Raw genomic sequence first — 17,567 nt, forward strand, 5'->3', positions numbered from 1 at the left:
TTGTATTTTATGTATATTCCAAAATATTTTTTGAGTTTTACACTTAGCTTTATATAAAAATATAAAGTTGTGATTAGGAAAATAAAGTTCTATATATTTTAATATTTATTCTTTTGGGACTATATCTTATGTTAACGCCCAAGTAGAATATAATTTTGAAGATTCAAGTGAAAGTTAGAGTGCCATAAAACCAACAAATCTAATCCGACCACAGGAAAATCAAGTGTCGTAAAACCTAATAAAGTGTCTATAGGTATAATATCAGGCATTCCCTGTTTAAAGTTTCAGTTAATGGAACATTTGTAATGCAACCATGTTAAAATCTTTTTTCATTAATAGCTAGTGCAGAAGATGTAATAAGAGTAAAATCAAATAGGGATTGCGAAGGGCTTCATTTAAAACCTTGAAAACTTTGACTAGTAAAAGTATACCCTAATCCAGTTAGTGATGTGTTACATGTTATGTCGTTCAATTTGTTTCGGGTATCGATATTGCAAACTATAAGATTGTAGTTGATTGATGTTCTTTTGATTGTATATCTAACAATAAACATAAAGATACATTTTATTTACCTCAGGAGACATTTAATAATTTATATATCCTCAATTTAGAAAAATTAATTGCATTCCATATTATTGAAAATTTACTAAATAAAAATTGTGAAAACACAATTACTTAAAAATTCAACTTTGGTTCTAGCTCTAGTTGCACCCTTGTCAATTTCTGCTCAACTTAGTAATACAAAAAACAGATAGTCATTAAAAAAGGAAAAAACACCCATGTAGTAGCTGGTGGTTATGATAAGTTCATGTATTACCAATCAGTTTCTGGAGATTTGCAAAGCCATTATAACATAACAGTATGAATAAATACATATATTTTTCAAAATTTTTAGTATTAGCCCTTCTTTCTTTTTCGAATATTACTTATGGAATTCAAAGCAAAGTAAATTTAAAAGGTATCACAAGTATCGATACTGGCTATACCATTTTAAGTGTACGAACAGCTCAAAATAATGGGGAGTCGTATATAGTTGCCAATAGCTTTGAGGGTGTCGTTTTAGGTGTTTCTTATAGCGGAGAGGTTCTTTTTAAAAATCAGCTATCTGGGTATATGAATCATGACATATGGTGTGGAGATATTAATGGAGATGGGATTGACGAGATTGTTACGGCAAATGCAGATGGTTATGTGTACTGTTTAGATAACAAAGGAGATTTACTTTGGAAATTCAACAAAAATAGCGCACCTATGTATACATTATGCACTATTTCTAAAGGTGACAAGTCTTATGTAGTAGCAGGGGGATTTGATAAAAGTATTTACTATATTTCACCAAATGGTGAATTGATTAAGGAAATAAAATCTTCAACGTTCTCAATAGAAAACCCAAGGCGCAAAAGCAATAAAAACTTGCCTGAAAAATATGTTAGTACGTCAAACTTTATAAGAACAGTTACAAAGGCTGACGGATCACAATCTCTTGTGGTTTTAGGAACAAATAATCATATGCAATCCCCAGGAACATTATATTTCTTTAATATAATGGAAGACGAGCCGTATAAGAAAGTGAAAATACAAGTACCTAAAGAACTCAGAAAAAAAATACTAATTAGACCCTTAGGACACTTTACGACATCAAATATAAATAGCGATGGCTCAGATGAAATAATTTTGGGAGCGTCGGCTCATGCAAACGATTTACTGGTTACTACGTACGATTTGACTAATGATAAATTCTCTTACAGACGAATGCAAAAAGTTAAATTTGGATATGATATTGTGCACAATACTTCGATTAAAGAAAAAGGAGAAGTCTTGTATTTGTCCAGATTAGGTAGTCAAATTAGACTCTATAGACCAGGGAAAGATACTAAAGAAGAAAAGCTTAATGGAAACTATGCTTATAATGATTTATGGAAAGACCCTATAACAAATAAAGTCATTCTTGCCAGTGTGCAAAGTGGAGGAAGTGGTGTACACATTATTGATACAGAAAATAAAAACTGGAAAAAAACTTTCGAGAAATTAGAGCCTATTGGTAAAATTGAAACTATTTTAAAAAATACCAAAAGCATAAGAAAAGATTTAGAGGATTTCAAAAAACCTAAATATCAAAACGGTTCTCAAACTGTTTATTTTATGACGGAGTCTGTTCCTGTTAATCTTCAAAGTTTAAAAAGTAAAATAACTAGTAATTATAGGAGTCCGGTATTTTTAAACTCCATGTTTATGCGTAACGTAGAGCATTGGGATAGATCGAGTATGACCAATGAAAAGTATAGAAAAAGACGCGATCGCAGAAAGCGTTATACACTTAATCACGAAGAAGCTTTAGATCAAATTATAGAAGGACTTGAAGGTGAGCCTGGAATTGCTTATTGGGCTGGTCATGGCAACGATCCTTATATGTTTAGTTTAAAAACTACCAAAAAAGTTATAGATAAGGCGAAGGGTAAGAAAGTAGTACTTATTTACCCAGAAATGGAAGATCATTCTGAGAATCTAGATTTTTTAGTAAATGATTTAATCTACCCGTTAGCAAGTTATGCACAAGGTAAAAATGCAAATATCTTTTTACGTAATAAGAATATTTTTTGGCTGGGATCAAATTATCTTAAGCCATGGTCTAGATTAATGTCAGGTGAGTTTGCAGATGTGTTTGTTCCCTCAATGGAAGAAACTACCGATAAGTCTATGGAGTTAAGTTTGGCTGGTAGAACAGGAATGTGGGCAAGTGGTGCAGTTAATTGCTGGGGGACAAGGGCTGTACCGGATAACACTTCTTTTGACAGATCTAGGCAGTTGGGGTATCAAAGATTGCCAAACCATTTTTTAAGGATGCTAATTTTCCACACAGCTTATGGGGCACAGTTTATTAATAATTTTTCGGTAGATCAAGACTATATGAGTATTTATTGGGAACTTATCGCAAAAGGAGCGTTGTACGTACCCAAACGTTCTGAAGTTTTAAGTTTTTCACCTGTTCATCTCAGTATTAAAGAACCAGATCATCATTTTATTGAAGACGGTGTCAATGTAAAATGGACAACCTTTTATGATGAGGAATTTGAAAAAAACAACCCTTTTGTGTTTAGTAGATTGAATGGTTCTTGGCCCGGGGCAGTAGTCACCCAATGGGATTTTTCTAAATATGCTGCTGGAGTAAAAGATAGACGATTAAACTTTCTAGCACCCTACGAGAACGGTTTAGTGTTAATTACACCCCCTCAAGAAGGCGTTTTTGCAGATAAGAATAATAAAAGAGGAAGCTTACAGCATAATTTGCATCCTATTTACAAAGGTAATATGACCGAGTATATTACAGACGGTCGTAATTATTATTCGACCGATGGAAAACAAACTTACAAAGCCGATGAATACTATAAAATTATTGAAAAAGAGATTAAGGAAAAGGCTAACCTTCTACCAATAACCGTTACGGGAGATGTCGCTTGGGTTGTTTCCCAAATATCTCCAAAACATTTAAGACTTACTTTAATAGATAACGGCTATATAAACCCTGAAAAAAGTACAGCTAAGGTTAGGTTCAATGGTATAATTACAAAAAACATTGCGGATATTTTAAATAAAGAAGTATTTAAGGTTAAAGAAAATACAGTAGATATCAAAATTCCATTAGGAGGATTTCGTTTTATTGATATTGAGTTAAAAGAAAACTTATAAGAGATTGGATTTATTATTGAAAGATACATTTGGTTTACTCAGAAGTGCAATGCTAGTTTAATTTTATAATAATTTTATCTCTAAATCAGAATGGATTGAATTTTAAGAGGCTAAAGCTGAAAAATAAGGAAACTTGCCAAAAATGTTAATTTGAAATTTTTGGGAACAGATAGGAATGATGACGGTAAGATTACTCTGGAATAGTTATTACAGGACGTAGATTAGAAATTAGTAAAACAAAGGCAAAAAGCACAGTAATTAGTTTTAATGAGTTGAATCTAAAAAGCCGAAATAGATAAATATTTCGACTTTTTGCTCAAAAAGATTATACGGAATAGATTTAACCATATTGTTTAACATATTTTAATTTGTAAAGGTTAATGTTTTAAATAGGTTACAGAAACAAATTTCAAGTTTAAAATCGATTAAATAGGATAAAAAAATTACTATAAGAATGATGTATTTAAGATCGGTCCCTTAAAAATCCAGAGATTGCTGAGAGTTTACGTTTAGAGTTAGTTGAATGGAGAAAGGAAAATTATGTACCATTACTACCAAATTCCGTTCTTGATATTTAGATTAAACCTATTATCGTTTAGGGAGTCTTAGGGGCAAATTAAAACCAAACAATTTATGTACTACAGAATTATTTCAGTCTTAATGTTAAGTGTCTTTACATTATTAAGCAGTTGCAAGACAAAGTCAACAACTTCGTCGATAGAAAAGAAAACTGCTTCAAATCAAAAGCAACCCAATCTTATAATCATTCACACAGATGAGCACAACTTTAGAACCTTAAGTTGTTACCAAAAATTGCTACCAGAAGAGCAAGCATTTGTATGGGGAAAAGGAAGCAATTCAAAAACACCAAATATTGATAAACTAGCGGATGAAGGGGCAATAAGTACAAGTTATTATTGTTCATCTCCTGTTTGTACACCTTCAAGAGCATCTTTGGTTACAGGTTTATATCCGCAAGCTACTGGAGCTCCAAAAAATGGGCTACATATTCGGGAAAATATTCCAACTTTTGCAACCATTTTAAGAGATCGAGGATATTCTACGTCTTATGTTGGTAAATGGCACTTGGCAGGTCATGAAAAATATACATTCGGAATAAAGTACAAAGCTGGTTTTGATGATAACCGTTTTATGATGCGTGGTGGTCACGCGCCTTATTTTCATATAAAGAATGGTAAAATAAAAGGTATAGGTGATAGAGAAGCAGCAAAACTACCGCCAGAAGAAGTTGTTCATCTTACAGATTTCTTTACAAATAAAACTCTTGAGATTTTAGAACGAGATAAGGATAAACCTTTCGCTGTAATGTTATCTATTCCGGATCCGCATACACCAGATGTTGCAAAACCACCTTACAACAAATTATATGCGGATTTAAAATTTGAAGCACCAAAAACAATGGCACCAGAGTATGTAGCTATTAAACCATCTTGGGCAACAGATAAAGGAAAGAATGAGACGATAGGCAAAAAATCTTTTGAAAATGATAAAAAAGCCCTAATCGATTATTTAGGAATGGTGAGCCACATTGATGATAGTGTTGGTAGAATTTTAGATTTTTTAGAAGACAATAAGCTTACCGAGAATACAATTGTTGTATTTACATCAGATCATGGTGATATGTTTTTTGAACATAACCGAAGAAATAAAGGTGTGCCTTATGAAGCGTCTGCTAGAATTCCATTTGTAATTAGATATCCTGATAAAATTCCAGCAGGAAAAGTTATTAATACCGCATATACAAATGTGGATTTTGCACCAACCATTCTAAGTTTAATGGGTGTAAATACAGATGTGAAGTTTCATGGTTTTGATACTTCGGAGGATTTTATAAATAATAACAAAGAAGTAAATAGTGATAGAATTACTTATTATGCAAAATCTGGTGGTTGGTGGGTAACTGCTGTTAACGATCGTTACAAATTAGTGATAGATAAAAATGAAACACCATATTTATTTGACTTAGAAAAAGATCCAGATGAACTTATAAATTTCTACAAAGATCCTGCTTATAAGGGCATTGCTAAAATGATGCAAACCGAATTGTTTAAGCAGTTAGAAAAATATGATGAGCCAGGATTGAAGCACTCAAAACCTTACAAACTAAAATAAAGTACTATTAAATTTAAAAAGAAATAATGAAAAAATTAGTAAGTGTGTTTTTTATACTTGGGATTCTTACAGCCTCTACGTTTTCCAGAACCCATGCACAAAAAAGACAGCCTAATATTGTTGTTTTAATGGCTGATGATATTGGCTTAGGAGATTTAAGCTATTATCAAAAATTAAGAAAAGATAAAAAAATTACAGTAGCTACACCTAATATAGATAAATTGATTTCTGAAGGTATGCATTTTACCGATGCACATTCTCCTGCTTCACTTTGTGCTCCAACTCGTTTTTCATTATTAACGGGTAATTATTCTTATAGGAATCAAAGACCGTTTGGTGTTTGGGCCCCTGAAGCGAATGCCTTAATTGATTCTAATGGATTTACAACTAGTGCTAGAATAGCTAAAGCTGGAGGTTATAATACGGCATTTTTTGGAAAATGGGGGCTGGGTGGTTCTTGGGTAAAAGAGAAAGGAAAAAAAATAGATTATGGATATTTAAATGGAGGTGCTTTGAGCTATGGTTTTGATTATGCTTGTGAACTTCCAGAAGGCATTCAAAATAAGCCATATGCTTTTTATGAAAATAGAAAATGGATGAAATTGAAACCAGATTCTGTTTTAAAAGAATTAGATGCCAATCAAACAGGTTATGCAACATCAAAAAAACATAAAAAACGAGGAGGTCTGGGGGATTCTAATTGGGATCCTAAACAAGCTGGTCCAATTTTAGCAAACAAAGCGGTTAACTATATTCATAATCAAAAAGAAAATAAAGAACCGTTTTTTATGTATTACTGCAGTCAAGCTGTACATATTCCTCATGAACCACCAGCTAATTTTAATGGGAAGACAATAGCAGGAAGTACACCAGGTAAACATGGCGATATGATTTACGAATTAGACGTTCAAGTAGGATTAATAATTGAAGCTCTCAAAAAAACGGGGGTATATGAAAATACGCTTTTTATTTTTACTTCAGATAACGGTGGTCTCTCATTTGACGTTGATATGAAACGTGCGGGTCATGATACCAGTCAGGGGTTATCAGGTAGCAAGGGTTCAATTAATGAAGGTGGTCATAGGGTACCGTTTGTTGCTGTTTGGCCAGGAATTGTGAAGCCAAATTCAATTTCTGACGAGCCTATTGTAGGACATGATGTTGTTGCTACAATAGCAGCATTAGCCAATCAAAATTTAGATAAAACTAAGGTTTTTGATTCTGCAAATTTATTACCTCTTTTTAAAGGGGAATCTAACGTAAAGGCTCATCATTATTTAATGCATCAATCAGCTAATGGGCCAACATTTGCATTAAGAGAGGGCGATTGGAAGTTAATCATGAAATCAGATATAAAGAAAAAAACGGATGATGTAGGTAATCTAACACCAATATTTTTGTATAATTTAAAAGCTAATCTAGCTGAAGATGAGTCTAAAAACCTGGTTAATAATAAAAAATATGCAAAACTTATAACTGATATGATGGCAAAATATCAAGAACTTAGAGAATCAAAAGTAAGTACGGTTAATTATTAACAAATTTTAAAAATACAAATAAACTAATTAAATAAATGAAAATTTTGAAGTCGAAGTTGCTTATAAGGGCATTGCTAAAATGATGCAAACCGAATTGTTTAAGCATTTAAACAAGTATGACGAACCATGATTAAAGATATCAAAACCTTATATTACAAAGTAGTTTTTGCTCTTTTTTCGGATTACTTTTTATGAAATTATTCTGAGAGACATACCATTTACTATTAAGTACAAGTTTAGAAAAGTATTCTATTAATTTAGCCCTAAGCATAGATTTTCAATGAAAAGAAGACACTTTTTTAAGAAAGGCGCAAAAGGCGCAATAGCAGCGAGTTTAATGCCTATTGTAGGTGATCTGACAGCTCAAAATGGAACTCAAGAAAATATCTCAGATGCCAATTGGAATTCGAAGACCGTAGTTAATAAAAACCACAAGGGCAGACAAATAAAGGTAGATTATGATGTTGTAGTTATTGGAGCAGGTATGGCTGGTATTTGTGCTGCTGTGTCTTCGGCAAGAAAAGGTAATAAAACCGTTTTGGTGCAAGATAGACCCGTTCTTGGTGGAAATGCTTCAAGCGAAATTAGAGTAACTGTTAATGGTGTTCAAAGTTTAAAAAATGAGCATCGTGTAGAACGTGAAACAGGTGTTCTTGAAGAAATACTTATTGAAAATTGGTATTATAACGAACAGGAATCTTACCCCGTTTGGGATCATGTGTTATATGATTTTGTTACACGACAAGAGAATTTAACATTAATGTTGAATACGCAAGTTTTTGAAGCTGTTATGGAAGGTGATAAAATTAAATCTGCCATTGCGAGACAAACTACAACTGAAACGGAGTTTATAATTAATGGAGATATATTTATCGACTCTTCAGGTGATGGTCTATTAGCAGCGATGTCTGGTGCTGAATATAGAATAGGACGAGAAGGAAAAGCAGAGTTTAATGAGTCTTTTGCTCCTGATGTGCCAGATAATTGGGTGATGGGAGATTGTATTATGATGATTACAAAAGACATGGGGCGACCAATAAAATTCAATCCTCCAGGTTACGCTGTTCCTTTTGATCATGAAACTGCTTTTAATAGTAGACACAGAAAGATCAAACAAATTAAAGAAGGATTTTGGTGGGTAGAAGTTGGGAGTAATAAAGATATTATTGGCGAACGAGAAGATATTAAAAGGCGTTTATTAGCGCATTTTTATGGTGTTTGGGATCATATAAAAAATTCAGGAGATTTTCCAGAAGCAGAAAACATTGCTTTGGATTGGATAGGTTCGGTACCAGGAAGAAGAGAATCTCGACGTTTTATGGGCGATTATATTTTAACGCAACCAGATATGGAAGAATATCGTCATTTTCATGATACTGTGGCTTACGGAGGTTGGTCTTTAGATGAGCATTGTCCGGGAGGCATAGAGAACTTAACAGAACCAGCAAGTTATTTTCACTCAAGATTCAAACAAGTTTATGAAATTCCTTTCCGTTGTTTATACTCTAAAAACATCTCTAATTTGATGATGGCAGGCAGAAATGTAAGTGTATCACATATGGCGTTGTCTTCGTCTAGAATAATAGCAACTTGTGCTTTAATGGGGCAAGCCGTTGGAACCGCTTCAGCATTATGTAGAAAACATAGAGCAACACCACGTGAAGTCGGAAAGAAACATATTAACGAATTGCAAGAACAATTATTAAGAGACGATTCTTATTTACCAAATCGTCCAGCAAATGATGATAATGATAAAGCGAGGAAAGCGAGTCTTATTTTTGCATCCTCAACATTGTCAGGTGACGTAAAGAATCTAACAAACGGCATTGGGCGTACGGAAATTGGTAAAGTAAATCATTGGGAGTCTAGTGGCTTGAATGCTGAATTGCAATTAGAATGGGAACACAAAGTGAAGTTAACAAGTGTCGAGGTGAAGTTTGATACCAATTTACAACGTAAAATGATGATGCATAAAAACCCAGCTAACAATAAAGGTCAGGTTATTGGTGTGCCACCAGAGTTGGTTAAAAACTTTACTGTTGAGGCAAGATTGAAAGGACAGTGGAAAGAAATTGATAGAGTTGAAAATAATTTAACCCGTTTAGTTAAAGTGAATTTTGATGAAATTGATACGACTGCGGTTAGAATTAAAATGAAGAATACACATGGTGCGCCAAATATTAAGTTATTTGAAGTACGTTGTTATTAAATAATTAGAAATATAGTAATATGAGAAATATTTTGTCAAAAGCATTATTCTGTCTTGTTCTAAGTTGTTTTACTTTTTCTTGTAAGACTAAAAGACAAGTAGAAAAAAAACCAAATATCCTCTGGATTATCGCTGAAGATTTATCCCCTTTTATGGGATGTTATGGAGATTCAATAAATAAAGGACATACACCTGTAATAGATAAGTTTGCAAGCGAAGGCGTGCTATTTAAACGTGCTTATGCAACTGCTCCAGTTTGTTCTGCTGCACGTTCTGCTCTAATAACTGGTGTTTACCAAACTACTACAGGTACTCATAATCATAGATCTAGCAGATTTACAGATAGTAGTGTTGTACCTAATGATTTAAGGATTCAATTGCCTAAAGACATGAAAACGATACCTGAATTAATGAAAAAAGCTGGGTATTTTACATTTAACAGTGGTAAGGATGACTATAATTTTCATTATGATAGACGTGCATTGTATGATGTTGGAACCGAAGAAAATTATAAAATAGGAATGAACGGCTGGCAAGGAAATAGGGCTATCGATTATATGACAGTAAAGAATTATGTATGGAATGCAAGACCAGATAAAAATCAACCTTGGTTTGGACAAGTACAAATAATGGGAGGGAAAAAGGATTATAAATATGTAAGAGAAGGAGAACAATTAGCAACTAATGATGTGCCATTACCACCTTATTTTCCAGATATTCCTTCACAACGAGAAGCATGGACACAACATTATAATGCCAATAGAGGTTCTGATGTTACCGTAGAGAAAATTCTAAAGCAATTAGAAGCAGATGGAGAATTAGAAAATACCATAGTATTCTTCTTTTCAGATCATGGAAGTAATACATCATTGCGCCACAAGCAATTTTGTTATGAAGGAGGTATGTTGATACCGCTTATAGTAAAAGGGAATCATCCTGCTTTAGAAGCTGGAATCAGAAATGATTTGGTGACTTTGCTGGATGTTTCTGCAACGACACTTGCTATGGGAGGAGCAGAATTACCAGAATATTTAGATGGTCAAAATTTATTTGGAGATAATTATAAAGAAGTTGATTATGCCATTGGAGCAAGAGATAGATGTGATTATACTATTGATAGAATTAGAACAGTAGTATCAAAGGATTACAGATATATTAGAAACTATTTTCCCGATAGGCCAATGATGCAGGCAGGTTATAGAGACAACAAACCCATTGTGAAAAATTTAAAAAAGGCATTCAAAGAAGGAAAATTAACCGAGTATCAAGCAGAACATTGGTTTGGAGTTCGTCCTGTTGAAGAGTTATACGATTTAAAAGCAGATCCGCATCAAATGAATAACCTTGCAGTTAATTCGGAATATGATAAAACTCTTAAAGAACATCGTGAAGTATTGGAAAATTGGATTAAGGAAACAGATGACAAAGGGCAGTATCCAGAGGCGACGATACAACTCAAGGCTACCTATGATTTATGGGAAAACCGCCCTCGCTTTAAAAATGCGAAGATAAACCCTGAATACGACCAGTTTAAAGAACAAAAAGCTAAATAAAAAGTGGTAATATTTATAATTACAAGTTTTGAGTCATTAATTATATCTTCAAAATTTTTTTAAAACCATCATGAACAAGTTATTAAGGGGCGTGTATTTATTGTTGTTATTTGTTATGCTTGCTTGCTCAAACTCAAAAGAAGCTAAACCAGAAGAATTCAAAATTTCGAGGCCAAACATTATTTTATTTGTTTCAGATGACCATGGTTTAGATGCTTTGGGTTGTTATGGTAATCCTATTATTAAAACACCAAACTTGGATAAATTGGCATCTGAAGGCGTTAAATTTACAAATGCTTATTGCACTAGTGCTAGTTGCGCAGCAAGCAGGTCTGTAATTCTTTCTGGTTTATATGGTCATGCAACAGGCTCGTACGGTCATGTACACGATTACCATCATTTTAGTACATATGATAATATAAAATCTTTGTCCAATAGGTTAACCCAGGCAGGGTATTTTACGGCGAGAATAGGTAAATACCATGTAGCCCCAGAAACCGTTTATCAGTTTGATGAAGTACTTGAGGCTGACCCTAGAAATACAGTTGAAATGGCCGATGCGTCAAAAGGTGTTCTAAATTCAGAAAGGCCATTCTTCTTATATTTTTGTACCGATGATCCACATAGAGGTCATCCGTTCACACCAGAAAAGTGGGATATACCAAATAGCTTTGGAAATAAAAAGAAAGGATATAAAGGCGTAAAGCAGGTAACTTATAGTCCAGACGAAGTTTTGGTTCCTGAATTTTTGCCAGATACTAAGCAATCTCGAGAAGAGATTGCACAATACTATCAAAGTATTTCAAGAATTGACCAAGGATTTGGTAGGCTTATGGCACATTTAAAAGGTGCTGGTAAATTAGAAACGACCGTTGTAATTTATATTTCAGACAACGGTATGGCTTTTCCTGGAGCAAAAACTACTGTTTACGAACCAGGTATAAAATTGCCTTGCATCATTAAAAACCCAACTTCCAATAAAAAGGGAATTACTAATTCTGCAAAAATTTCATGGGTAGATTTGACGCCAACTATTTTAGACTTTGCAAAAATAAATTATGAAGCCAAAGAATTTCATGGAAAATCATTTAGAAATATATTAGAAAATGAAAATCCTAAAGGATGGGATAATATTTATGTATCTCATACATTTCATGAAATTACCATGTATTACCCTATGCGTGTGGCTATAGATAAAAACTATAAACTAATTTGGAACCTAGCATGGCGTTTGGAATACCCGTTTGCCTCAGATTTGTGGGCAGCTTCAACATGGCAGTCTATTTATAGAAATGATATAAAAAAATTTGGACCTCGTAAAGTTAAAGATTACCTGTTTAGACCTGAGTTTGAACTGTTCAACTTAGAAAATGATCCATGGGAAACCAATAATTTAGCTGGAGACGAAAATTATGCTGAGCTACTAGAATCAATAAAGACCAAATTGAAAATATTTCAAAAAAAAACCTCGGACCCTTGGATGATTATGTGGGAACATGATGCTTCCTTGCAAGGTTCAGGAGTTAATTTATAATTAAAAATTTGTAAAATGAATAATAAACATACACTTTTAGTTTTCTTTTTAGTAACCCTATTTTGTACAGTTGTAAAAGTAAATGCAGCTGAGGTTATACATATAAAGCACAGTGAAAACGATATAACCACTAGAGTTAGAGAAGCCATACAAAATGCAAAGGATAAGGATATTAAACTTGTTTTTGAAAAAGGGATATATAAATTTCTACCTGAATATGCGTTTAGCAAATTCTCATTTATTACCAACCATGGTAATGGCTATAAATATGTAGGACTCAGATTTGAAAACTTTAATTCTGTAGAAGTAGAGGGTAATGGATCAGAGTTTATTTTTCATGGGCGTATGGCACCATTTCAATTTGAAAATTGCAATAAAGTTGATGTAAAAAATGTAGTTGTAGATTGGGATATCCCCTTTACTTTTGAAGCCGAAGTTTTAAGTGTTAATAAAGAGGAAAAATGGTTTGATGTTAAACCTATAAACGATGGGCATTCCTGGTCTTTCAAGGATAATGAAATATCCTTTCCCAACATTGATGGTTTCTCATTTCGTGAGCTTGGCCACTCACATTGTTTCGATCCTAAAACCAAATCGACATTTTATGGAGCATACGGGCAGCACTTAAAACCCAAAAAAGTTGAAAAACTTGAAAATGGAATTTATAGAATATATCAGTCTATGCGTCATTACCCACCAGAAGGGGCTATAGTAGCATCAAAAGGGGGGAATGAATTTAATAGATATGCACCTGCATTTCAAACTCAAGAAAGCAAAAATGTAACTTATGACAACATAATTGTGCATCATGCATTAGGTATGGCTTTTTTATTTGAACGTACAGAGGATATAAAGATTATAAACTCGGGTGTCTATACTCGGGATGGTTCAAATAGATATATTTCAAGTACAGCAGATGCTACACATTTTGCTAATTGTAAAGGCGATATTCTGGTGGAAAATTGCCGATTTGAGGGTATGCTAGACGATGGCACTAATGTTCATGGTACATATGTAACAGTAGATACTATTTTGGATGAATACACAGTTAGAATTAAGCTTCAGCATTTCGAACAGCTAGGTTTTAAGTTTGCAGATGTTGGCGATGAGGTTTGGTTTATTCAAAAACCAAGTCCAGAACGAGGAGAAATAAATGAAGTTGTTAGAGCTAAGTTTATCAACGAAAAGTATACCGAATTAACATTTAAAAATAAATTACCTAAGACCCTATCAAAAAATGATGTTTTAGAAAATAAAACATGGAATCCTACATTTACTATTCGTAATTGTCGTATTACCAAGCATAGAGCACGAAATTTAATGATAAAAACACCTAAGAAGATTGTAATAGAGAATAATATCTTATCTTCTGAAATGTCATCAATAGGATTGAGAGGGGAAACATTTTTTTGGTATGAATCTGGTGCTGTAAACGAGGTTGTAATTCGTAATAATCATTTTATTGATTGTGCACATGGTGGTGCAGAACATGCTGTTTTATGGGTGTCTCCTAGATTGGGGAAAGGTTTTGATAAAACAGAAATTTACGACCGCAATATTATTTTTGAAGACAACATTATCGAAACGTTTCAAAACCGAATTGTTTGGGCAGACCGATTAGAAGGGCTTGTTTTTAAAGGTAATACAATAAAACAAGTTGATGCTTTTAAATCAAAGTTTCCAAATGCACATATGTTTGATTTTAAAAACTGCAAAGATGTCGTTATTGAAAACAATGTTTATAAAGGAGATATAAAGAAATTCATTAAAGCTGATGAGTCATCTAAAAAGAGCTTAAAAATCAAACGGAATAAAGGAATTAAGTTTAAGTAGTGGATTTATGTTGAAAAAAGCGTATGTTTTTATTTTATTAGCGACTTTATTGGTGCTCAATAGCTCTTGTAAGCTTCAAAAAACAACAACTTTAGAATCTTCCGTTAAACCTATCCAAGTTGTACTTTTAGCAGGTCAGTCAAATATGGCAGGAGCAGGGAACTATGATGAATTAAGTGAAGAAGTTAAACAACGAATTGAAAAAATATCCCATAGGGTTCTTCTAAGCTTTAATGGAAAACCTGCGAAACCTTTATCTTATTACGATAATAAGCCTAGCAAGAAATACAATTTTACAAAACGTTTTGGTCCCGAGCTACTATTGGGGCTAACATTAGCAGAGTCTAACCCAAATCAAGAGTTTTTACTTATAAAACGCTCGCAAGGAGGAACAGCGCTTTATGGTGCATGGAACCCAAATTGGTCGCAAACAAAAACAAAAGCTGTTGAAAAAGTGGGGTTTAAGCAAAATTTAAAATTATATAAACTCCATATTTCTGATATAAAAAGGAATTTAAATCTTTTAAATAGTCAAAATAAAGGATATGAAATAGTTGGTCTAGCGTGGATGCAAGGTGAAAATGATGCAACTTTGGAAGCGGCAGCAAAAAGTTACAAAAATAACCTTCGGGAATTGATAAGAGCCTATAGAAGAGATTTAAACGTTCCTGAATTGCCTTTTGTTTTAGGGCAAATTAATTCAAGATATGGGTTTAAAGGAGGTGCAGAAATGGTAAGAAAAAAAATGGTGCAGTTTGCTTATCAAGACTACTATTCTAAATTGATTGAAACATCAACAGATACTTCTTGGAGTGATTTCCCAAAACATTCAGATAATGTACATTACAATGCTAAAGGGCAAGAACGTTTAGGAATGGCGTTTGCTAACGCATTTTTTGAAGTACAAAGGAAATTAGATGTCAGCGAATTTCAAGATATCAGCCAACTTAAACCTAAATCAATAACTAAATTTAGAGCGAAAGGCGATACTAAAATGATGTATCATGTATATATGCCATCAAATTTCTCTCCATCAAAAAAATTACCAATCATCATCGCTTTTAGCCCTCAGGGTAGAGGCAATGTGATGTTAAATAAAATAAAGCCAAGCGCAGAGGAATTAGGTTGGATTTTGGTTGGATGTGATAAGTTAAAAAACGGAATGAAAGATGAAGTAATGGAAAATAAAATGGAAGATGAGGTACTAAATGATATTTTAAATAATATACCGCATGACAGGGCTAGAATATATTTAGCAGGATTTTCGGGAGGCGCTATGCGAGCTTATCAAATCACAACCAGACGCTCTGAGAATTTTGAAGGAATCATTGCCTATGGAGGTTGGTTAGGAGGCGATAACTATCAAGATAAAGATTACCAAAACGGATTAAAAGTGGCTATGGTAAATGGAGAGAATGACAAAGGCGCGAACAAATGGATTGAAAAAGATACTCGAACATTAAAAAAGCATCACGCTATTGTTAAATTATTCAAGCATGATGGTGGACATAAAGTAGCCGAATATGAGTTGACAACTAAGATTTTAAATTGGTTAGAAGCGATGTATCAATCTGCAATTAAAAATTGAAATACTTCTAAAAACAAACAGAATTAAAGATGCCAAAGTCCTATGTTTTATTCGTGCTTATTACAATTTTGAGTTGTTCAAATCATAAGAATGTATTAAAGACAAGCTTACTTCATAAAAATAAAAAGCCGAATATTATTTACATCTTAGCAGACGATTTAGGATACGGTGACGTTGGTATTTATGGACAAACAAAAATTAAAACGCCCATAATAGATAAATTGGCCAAAGGAGGTCTAAGATTTACAGACCATTATTCAGGACAAACGGTTTGTTCTCCATCCAGATGTGCTTTAATGACGGGCAAACATATGGGAAATGCTTCTGTAACACGAAATGGGCAATTACTTGACCCCGATGATGTGACTATTGCCGAATTATTAAAATCCAGAGGGTATAAAACTGGAATTATTGGGAAATGGGGTTTATCCGAAGGAGTAACTTCAGAAAACAGCCCTAATCAACAAGGTTTTGATCATTATTTTGGTTTTGATAATCAGGGGTTTGCACATTTTTATTATCCAGAGTATTTGTGGCGTAATCATACCAAGATAAAATATACAGAAAATATTGGTATACGCGATGGCAAAGGACATTATATAGAAGGTAAAGGTACATACAGCCATGATGAGTTTGCAAAAGAAGCACTTCAATTTATAAGGGAAAATAAAGAGACCCCCTTTTTTCTGTATTTGCCTTTTGCCATTCCTCATGCAGAATTGACTATACAAGAGGAAGCAAAAAAAATGTATAGAGGACTTAATTGGCCAGAAAATCCAAAAGAAGTAGGAGGGGGAGCTAAAAAGGGACAAGGTTACGGAAGTCAATATGTTGATGGGTATTGTGCTCAAAAAGAACCCAACCTAACCTATGCAGCTATGATAACCAAAATGGATAGTAATATTGGGCGTATTTTAGAGGTATTAAAAGAATTGAACCTAGAAGAAAATACAATAATCATGTTTGCAAGTGATAATGGACCATCTACAGAAGGAGGTCAGGATATGGCATTTTTTGATAGCTCAGGAGGATTAAGAGGGCATAAAAGAGATTTATATGAAGGAGGTATACGAATTCCTTTTATAGTGCATTGGAAAGGTAAAGTAAAATCAGGTTCTGTATCAAACCACCCCAGTGCTTTTTGGGATGTATTACCTACAATTTGTGATTTGGCGGGAGTAAAAACTCCAAAAGACATAGATGGCTTAAGTTTGCTCCCCACAATTTTAGGAGACACAAATAATCAGAAAACACATGATTATTTATACTGGGAATGGCAGTACAAACAGAAACCTAAATATGAAGTAGTTCGGAGTGGCAAATGGAAGCTCTTTAAAATAGCACCTATTAAATCGGATGAATGGTTTTATGAACTTTACGATTTAGAGAACGATAAAGCAGAATCAACAAACTTAGCATCTCAATACCCAGAAATTATAAAAAAATTAGAAACTTACTTTGAAGAGGCAAAGCATTAAAAACTATTTTAAAC

At 33.5% G+C, this 17,567-nt stretch carries 10 protein-coding genes; 9 read left to right on the forward strand and 1 reads right to left on the reverse strand.

The window, feature by feature from the left end; translation table 11 throughout:
* Positions 1 to 131 precede the first annotated feature (131 nt).
* Positions 132 to 269: a hypothetical protein gene (locus tag EM932_RS20905; protein ID WP_170179801.1), complete on the reverse strand. Its 138-nt coding sequence runs from the start codon at positions 267 to 269 to the stop codon at positions 132 to 134.
* 592 nt (positions 270 to 861) lie between these two features.
* On the opposite strand from EM932_RS20905, the gene EM932_RS13550 reads away from it, so the two are divergent.
* The 9 genes from EM932_RS13550 (at position 862) to EM932_RS13590 (ending at position 17,553) form a co-directional block, all read left to right on the forward strand.
* Positions 862 to 3,687 carry a PQQ-binding-like beta-propeller repeat protein gene (locus tag EM932_RS13550; RefSeq protein WP_211344291.1) on the forward strand — a complete coding sequence of 942 codons (2,826 nt, stop codon included), beginning with the start codon at positions 862 to 864 and terminating at the stop codon, positions 3,685 to 3,687.
* 633 nt (positions 3,688 to 4,320) lie between these two features.
* Complete coding sequence (locus tag EM932_RS13555; RefSeq protein ID WP_135877730.1) at positions 4,321 to 5,820, forward strand: sulfatase family protein; 1,500 nt, start codon at positions 4,321 to 4,323, stop codon at positions 5,818 to 5,820.
* Positions 5,821 to 5,846: 26 nt separating this feature from the next.
* Complete coding sequence (locus EM932_RS13560) at positions 5,847 to 7,358, forward strand: sulfatase family protein (RefSeq protein ID WP_135877731.1); 1,512 nt, start codon at positions 5,847 to 5,849, stop codon at positions 7,356 to 7,358.
* A 280-nt stretch (positions 7,359 to 7,638) separates the two neighbouring features.
* Positions 7,639 to 9,567 (forward strand): FAD-dependent oxidoreductase, encoded by a 1,929-nt coding sequence (locus EM932_RS13565; RefSeq protein ID WP_135877732.1) that lies wholly within the window; start codon positions 7,639 to 7,641, stop codon positions 9,565 to 9,567.
* 20 nt (positions 9,568 to 9,587) lie between these two features.
* On the forward strand, positions 9,588 to 11,120 hold the full coding sequence (locus EM932_RS13570; RefSeq protein ID WP_135877733.1) for a sulfatase family protein: 1,533 nt from the start codon (positions 9,588 to 9,590) through the stop codon (positions 11,118 to 11,120).
* A gap of 70 nt (positions 11,121 to 11,190) precedes the next feature.
* Positions 11,191 to 12,654, forward strand: coding sequence for a sulfatase family protein (locus tag EM932_RS13575; RefSeq protein WP_135877734.1), 1,464 nt, complete (start codon positions 11,191 to 11,193; stop codon positions 12,652 to 12,654).
* Between the two features lie 15 nt (positions 12,655 to 12,669).
* Positions 12,670 to 14,487, forward strand: coding sequence for an alpha-1,3-galactosidase-related protein (locus EM932_RS13580; protein WP_135877735.1), 1,818 nt, complete (start codon positions 12,670 to 12,672; stop codon positions 14,485 to 14,487).
* A gap of 7 nt (positions 14,488 to 14,494) precedes the next feature.
* Positions 14,495 to 16,075, forward strand: coding sequence for a sialate O-acetylesterase (locus tag EM932_RS13585; RefSeq protein WP_135877736.1), 1,581 nt, complete (start codon positions 14,495 to 14,497; stop codon positions 16,073 to 16,075).
* A 29-nt stretch (positions 16,076 to 16,104) separates the two neighbouring features.
* Positions 16,105 to 17,553 (forward strand): arylsulfatase, encoded by a 1,449-nt coding sequence (locus tag EM932_RS13590; protein WP_135877737.1) that lies wholly within the window; start codon positions 16,105 to 16,107, stop codon positions 17,551 to 17,553.
* Positions 17,554 to 17,567 lie beyond the last annotated feature (14 nt).

It is taken from the genome of Flavivirga rizhaonensis, assembly GCF_004791695.1.
In the GTDB taxonomy this organism is placed as follows: Bacteria; Bacteroidota; Bacteroidia; order Flavobacteriales; family Flavobacteriaceae; genus Flavivirga; species Flavivirga rizhaonensis.

Bases quoted from the DNA above. Each gene is read 5' to 3' on its own strand.
- EM932_RS13585 (WP_135877736.1), top strand. From the start codon at position 14,495: ATGTTGAAAAAAGCGTATGTTTTTATTTTATTAGCGACTTTATTGGTG.
- EM932_RS13590 (WP_135877737.1), top strand. From the start codon at position 16,105: ATGCCAAAGTCCTATGTTTTATTCGTGCTTATTACAATTTTGAGTTGT.
- EM932_RS13570 (WP_135877733.1), top strand. From the start codon at position 9,588: ATGAGAAATATTTTGTCAAAAGCATTATTCTGTCTTGTTCTAAGTTGT.
- EM932_RS13575 (WP_135877734.1), top strand. From the start codon at position 11,191: ATGAACAAGTTATTAAGGGGCGTGTATTTATTGTTGTTATTTGTTATG.
- EM932_RS13565 (WP_135877732.1), top strand. From the start codon at position 7,639: ATGAAAAGAAGACACTTTTTTAAGAAAGGCGCAAAAGGCGCAATAGCA.
- EM932_RS20905 (WP_170179801.1), bottom strand. From the start codon at position 269: ATGCCTGATATTATACCTATAGACACTTTATTAGGTTTTACGACACTT.
- EM932_RS13580 (WP_135877735.1), top strand. From the start codon at position 12,670: ATGAATAATAAACATACACTTTTAGTTTTCTTTTTAGTAACCCTATTT.
- EM932_RS13555 (WP_135877730.1), top strand. From the start codon at position 4,321: ATGTACTACAGAATTATTTCAGTCTTAATGTTAAGTGTCTTTACATTA.
- EM932_RS13550 (WP_211344291.1), top strand. From the start codon at position 862: ATGAATAAATACATATATTTTTCAAAATTTTTAGTATTAGCCCTTCTT.
- EM932_RS13560 (WP_135877731.1), top strand. From the start codon at position 5,847: ATGAAAAAATTAGTAAGTGTGTTTTTTATACTTGGGATTCTTACAGCC.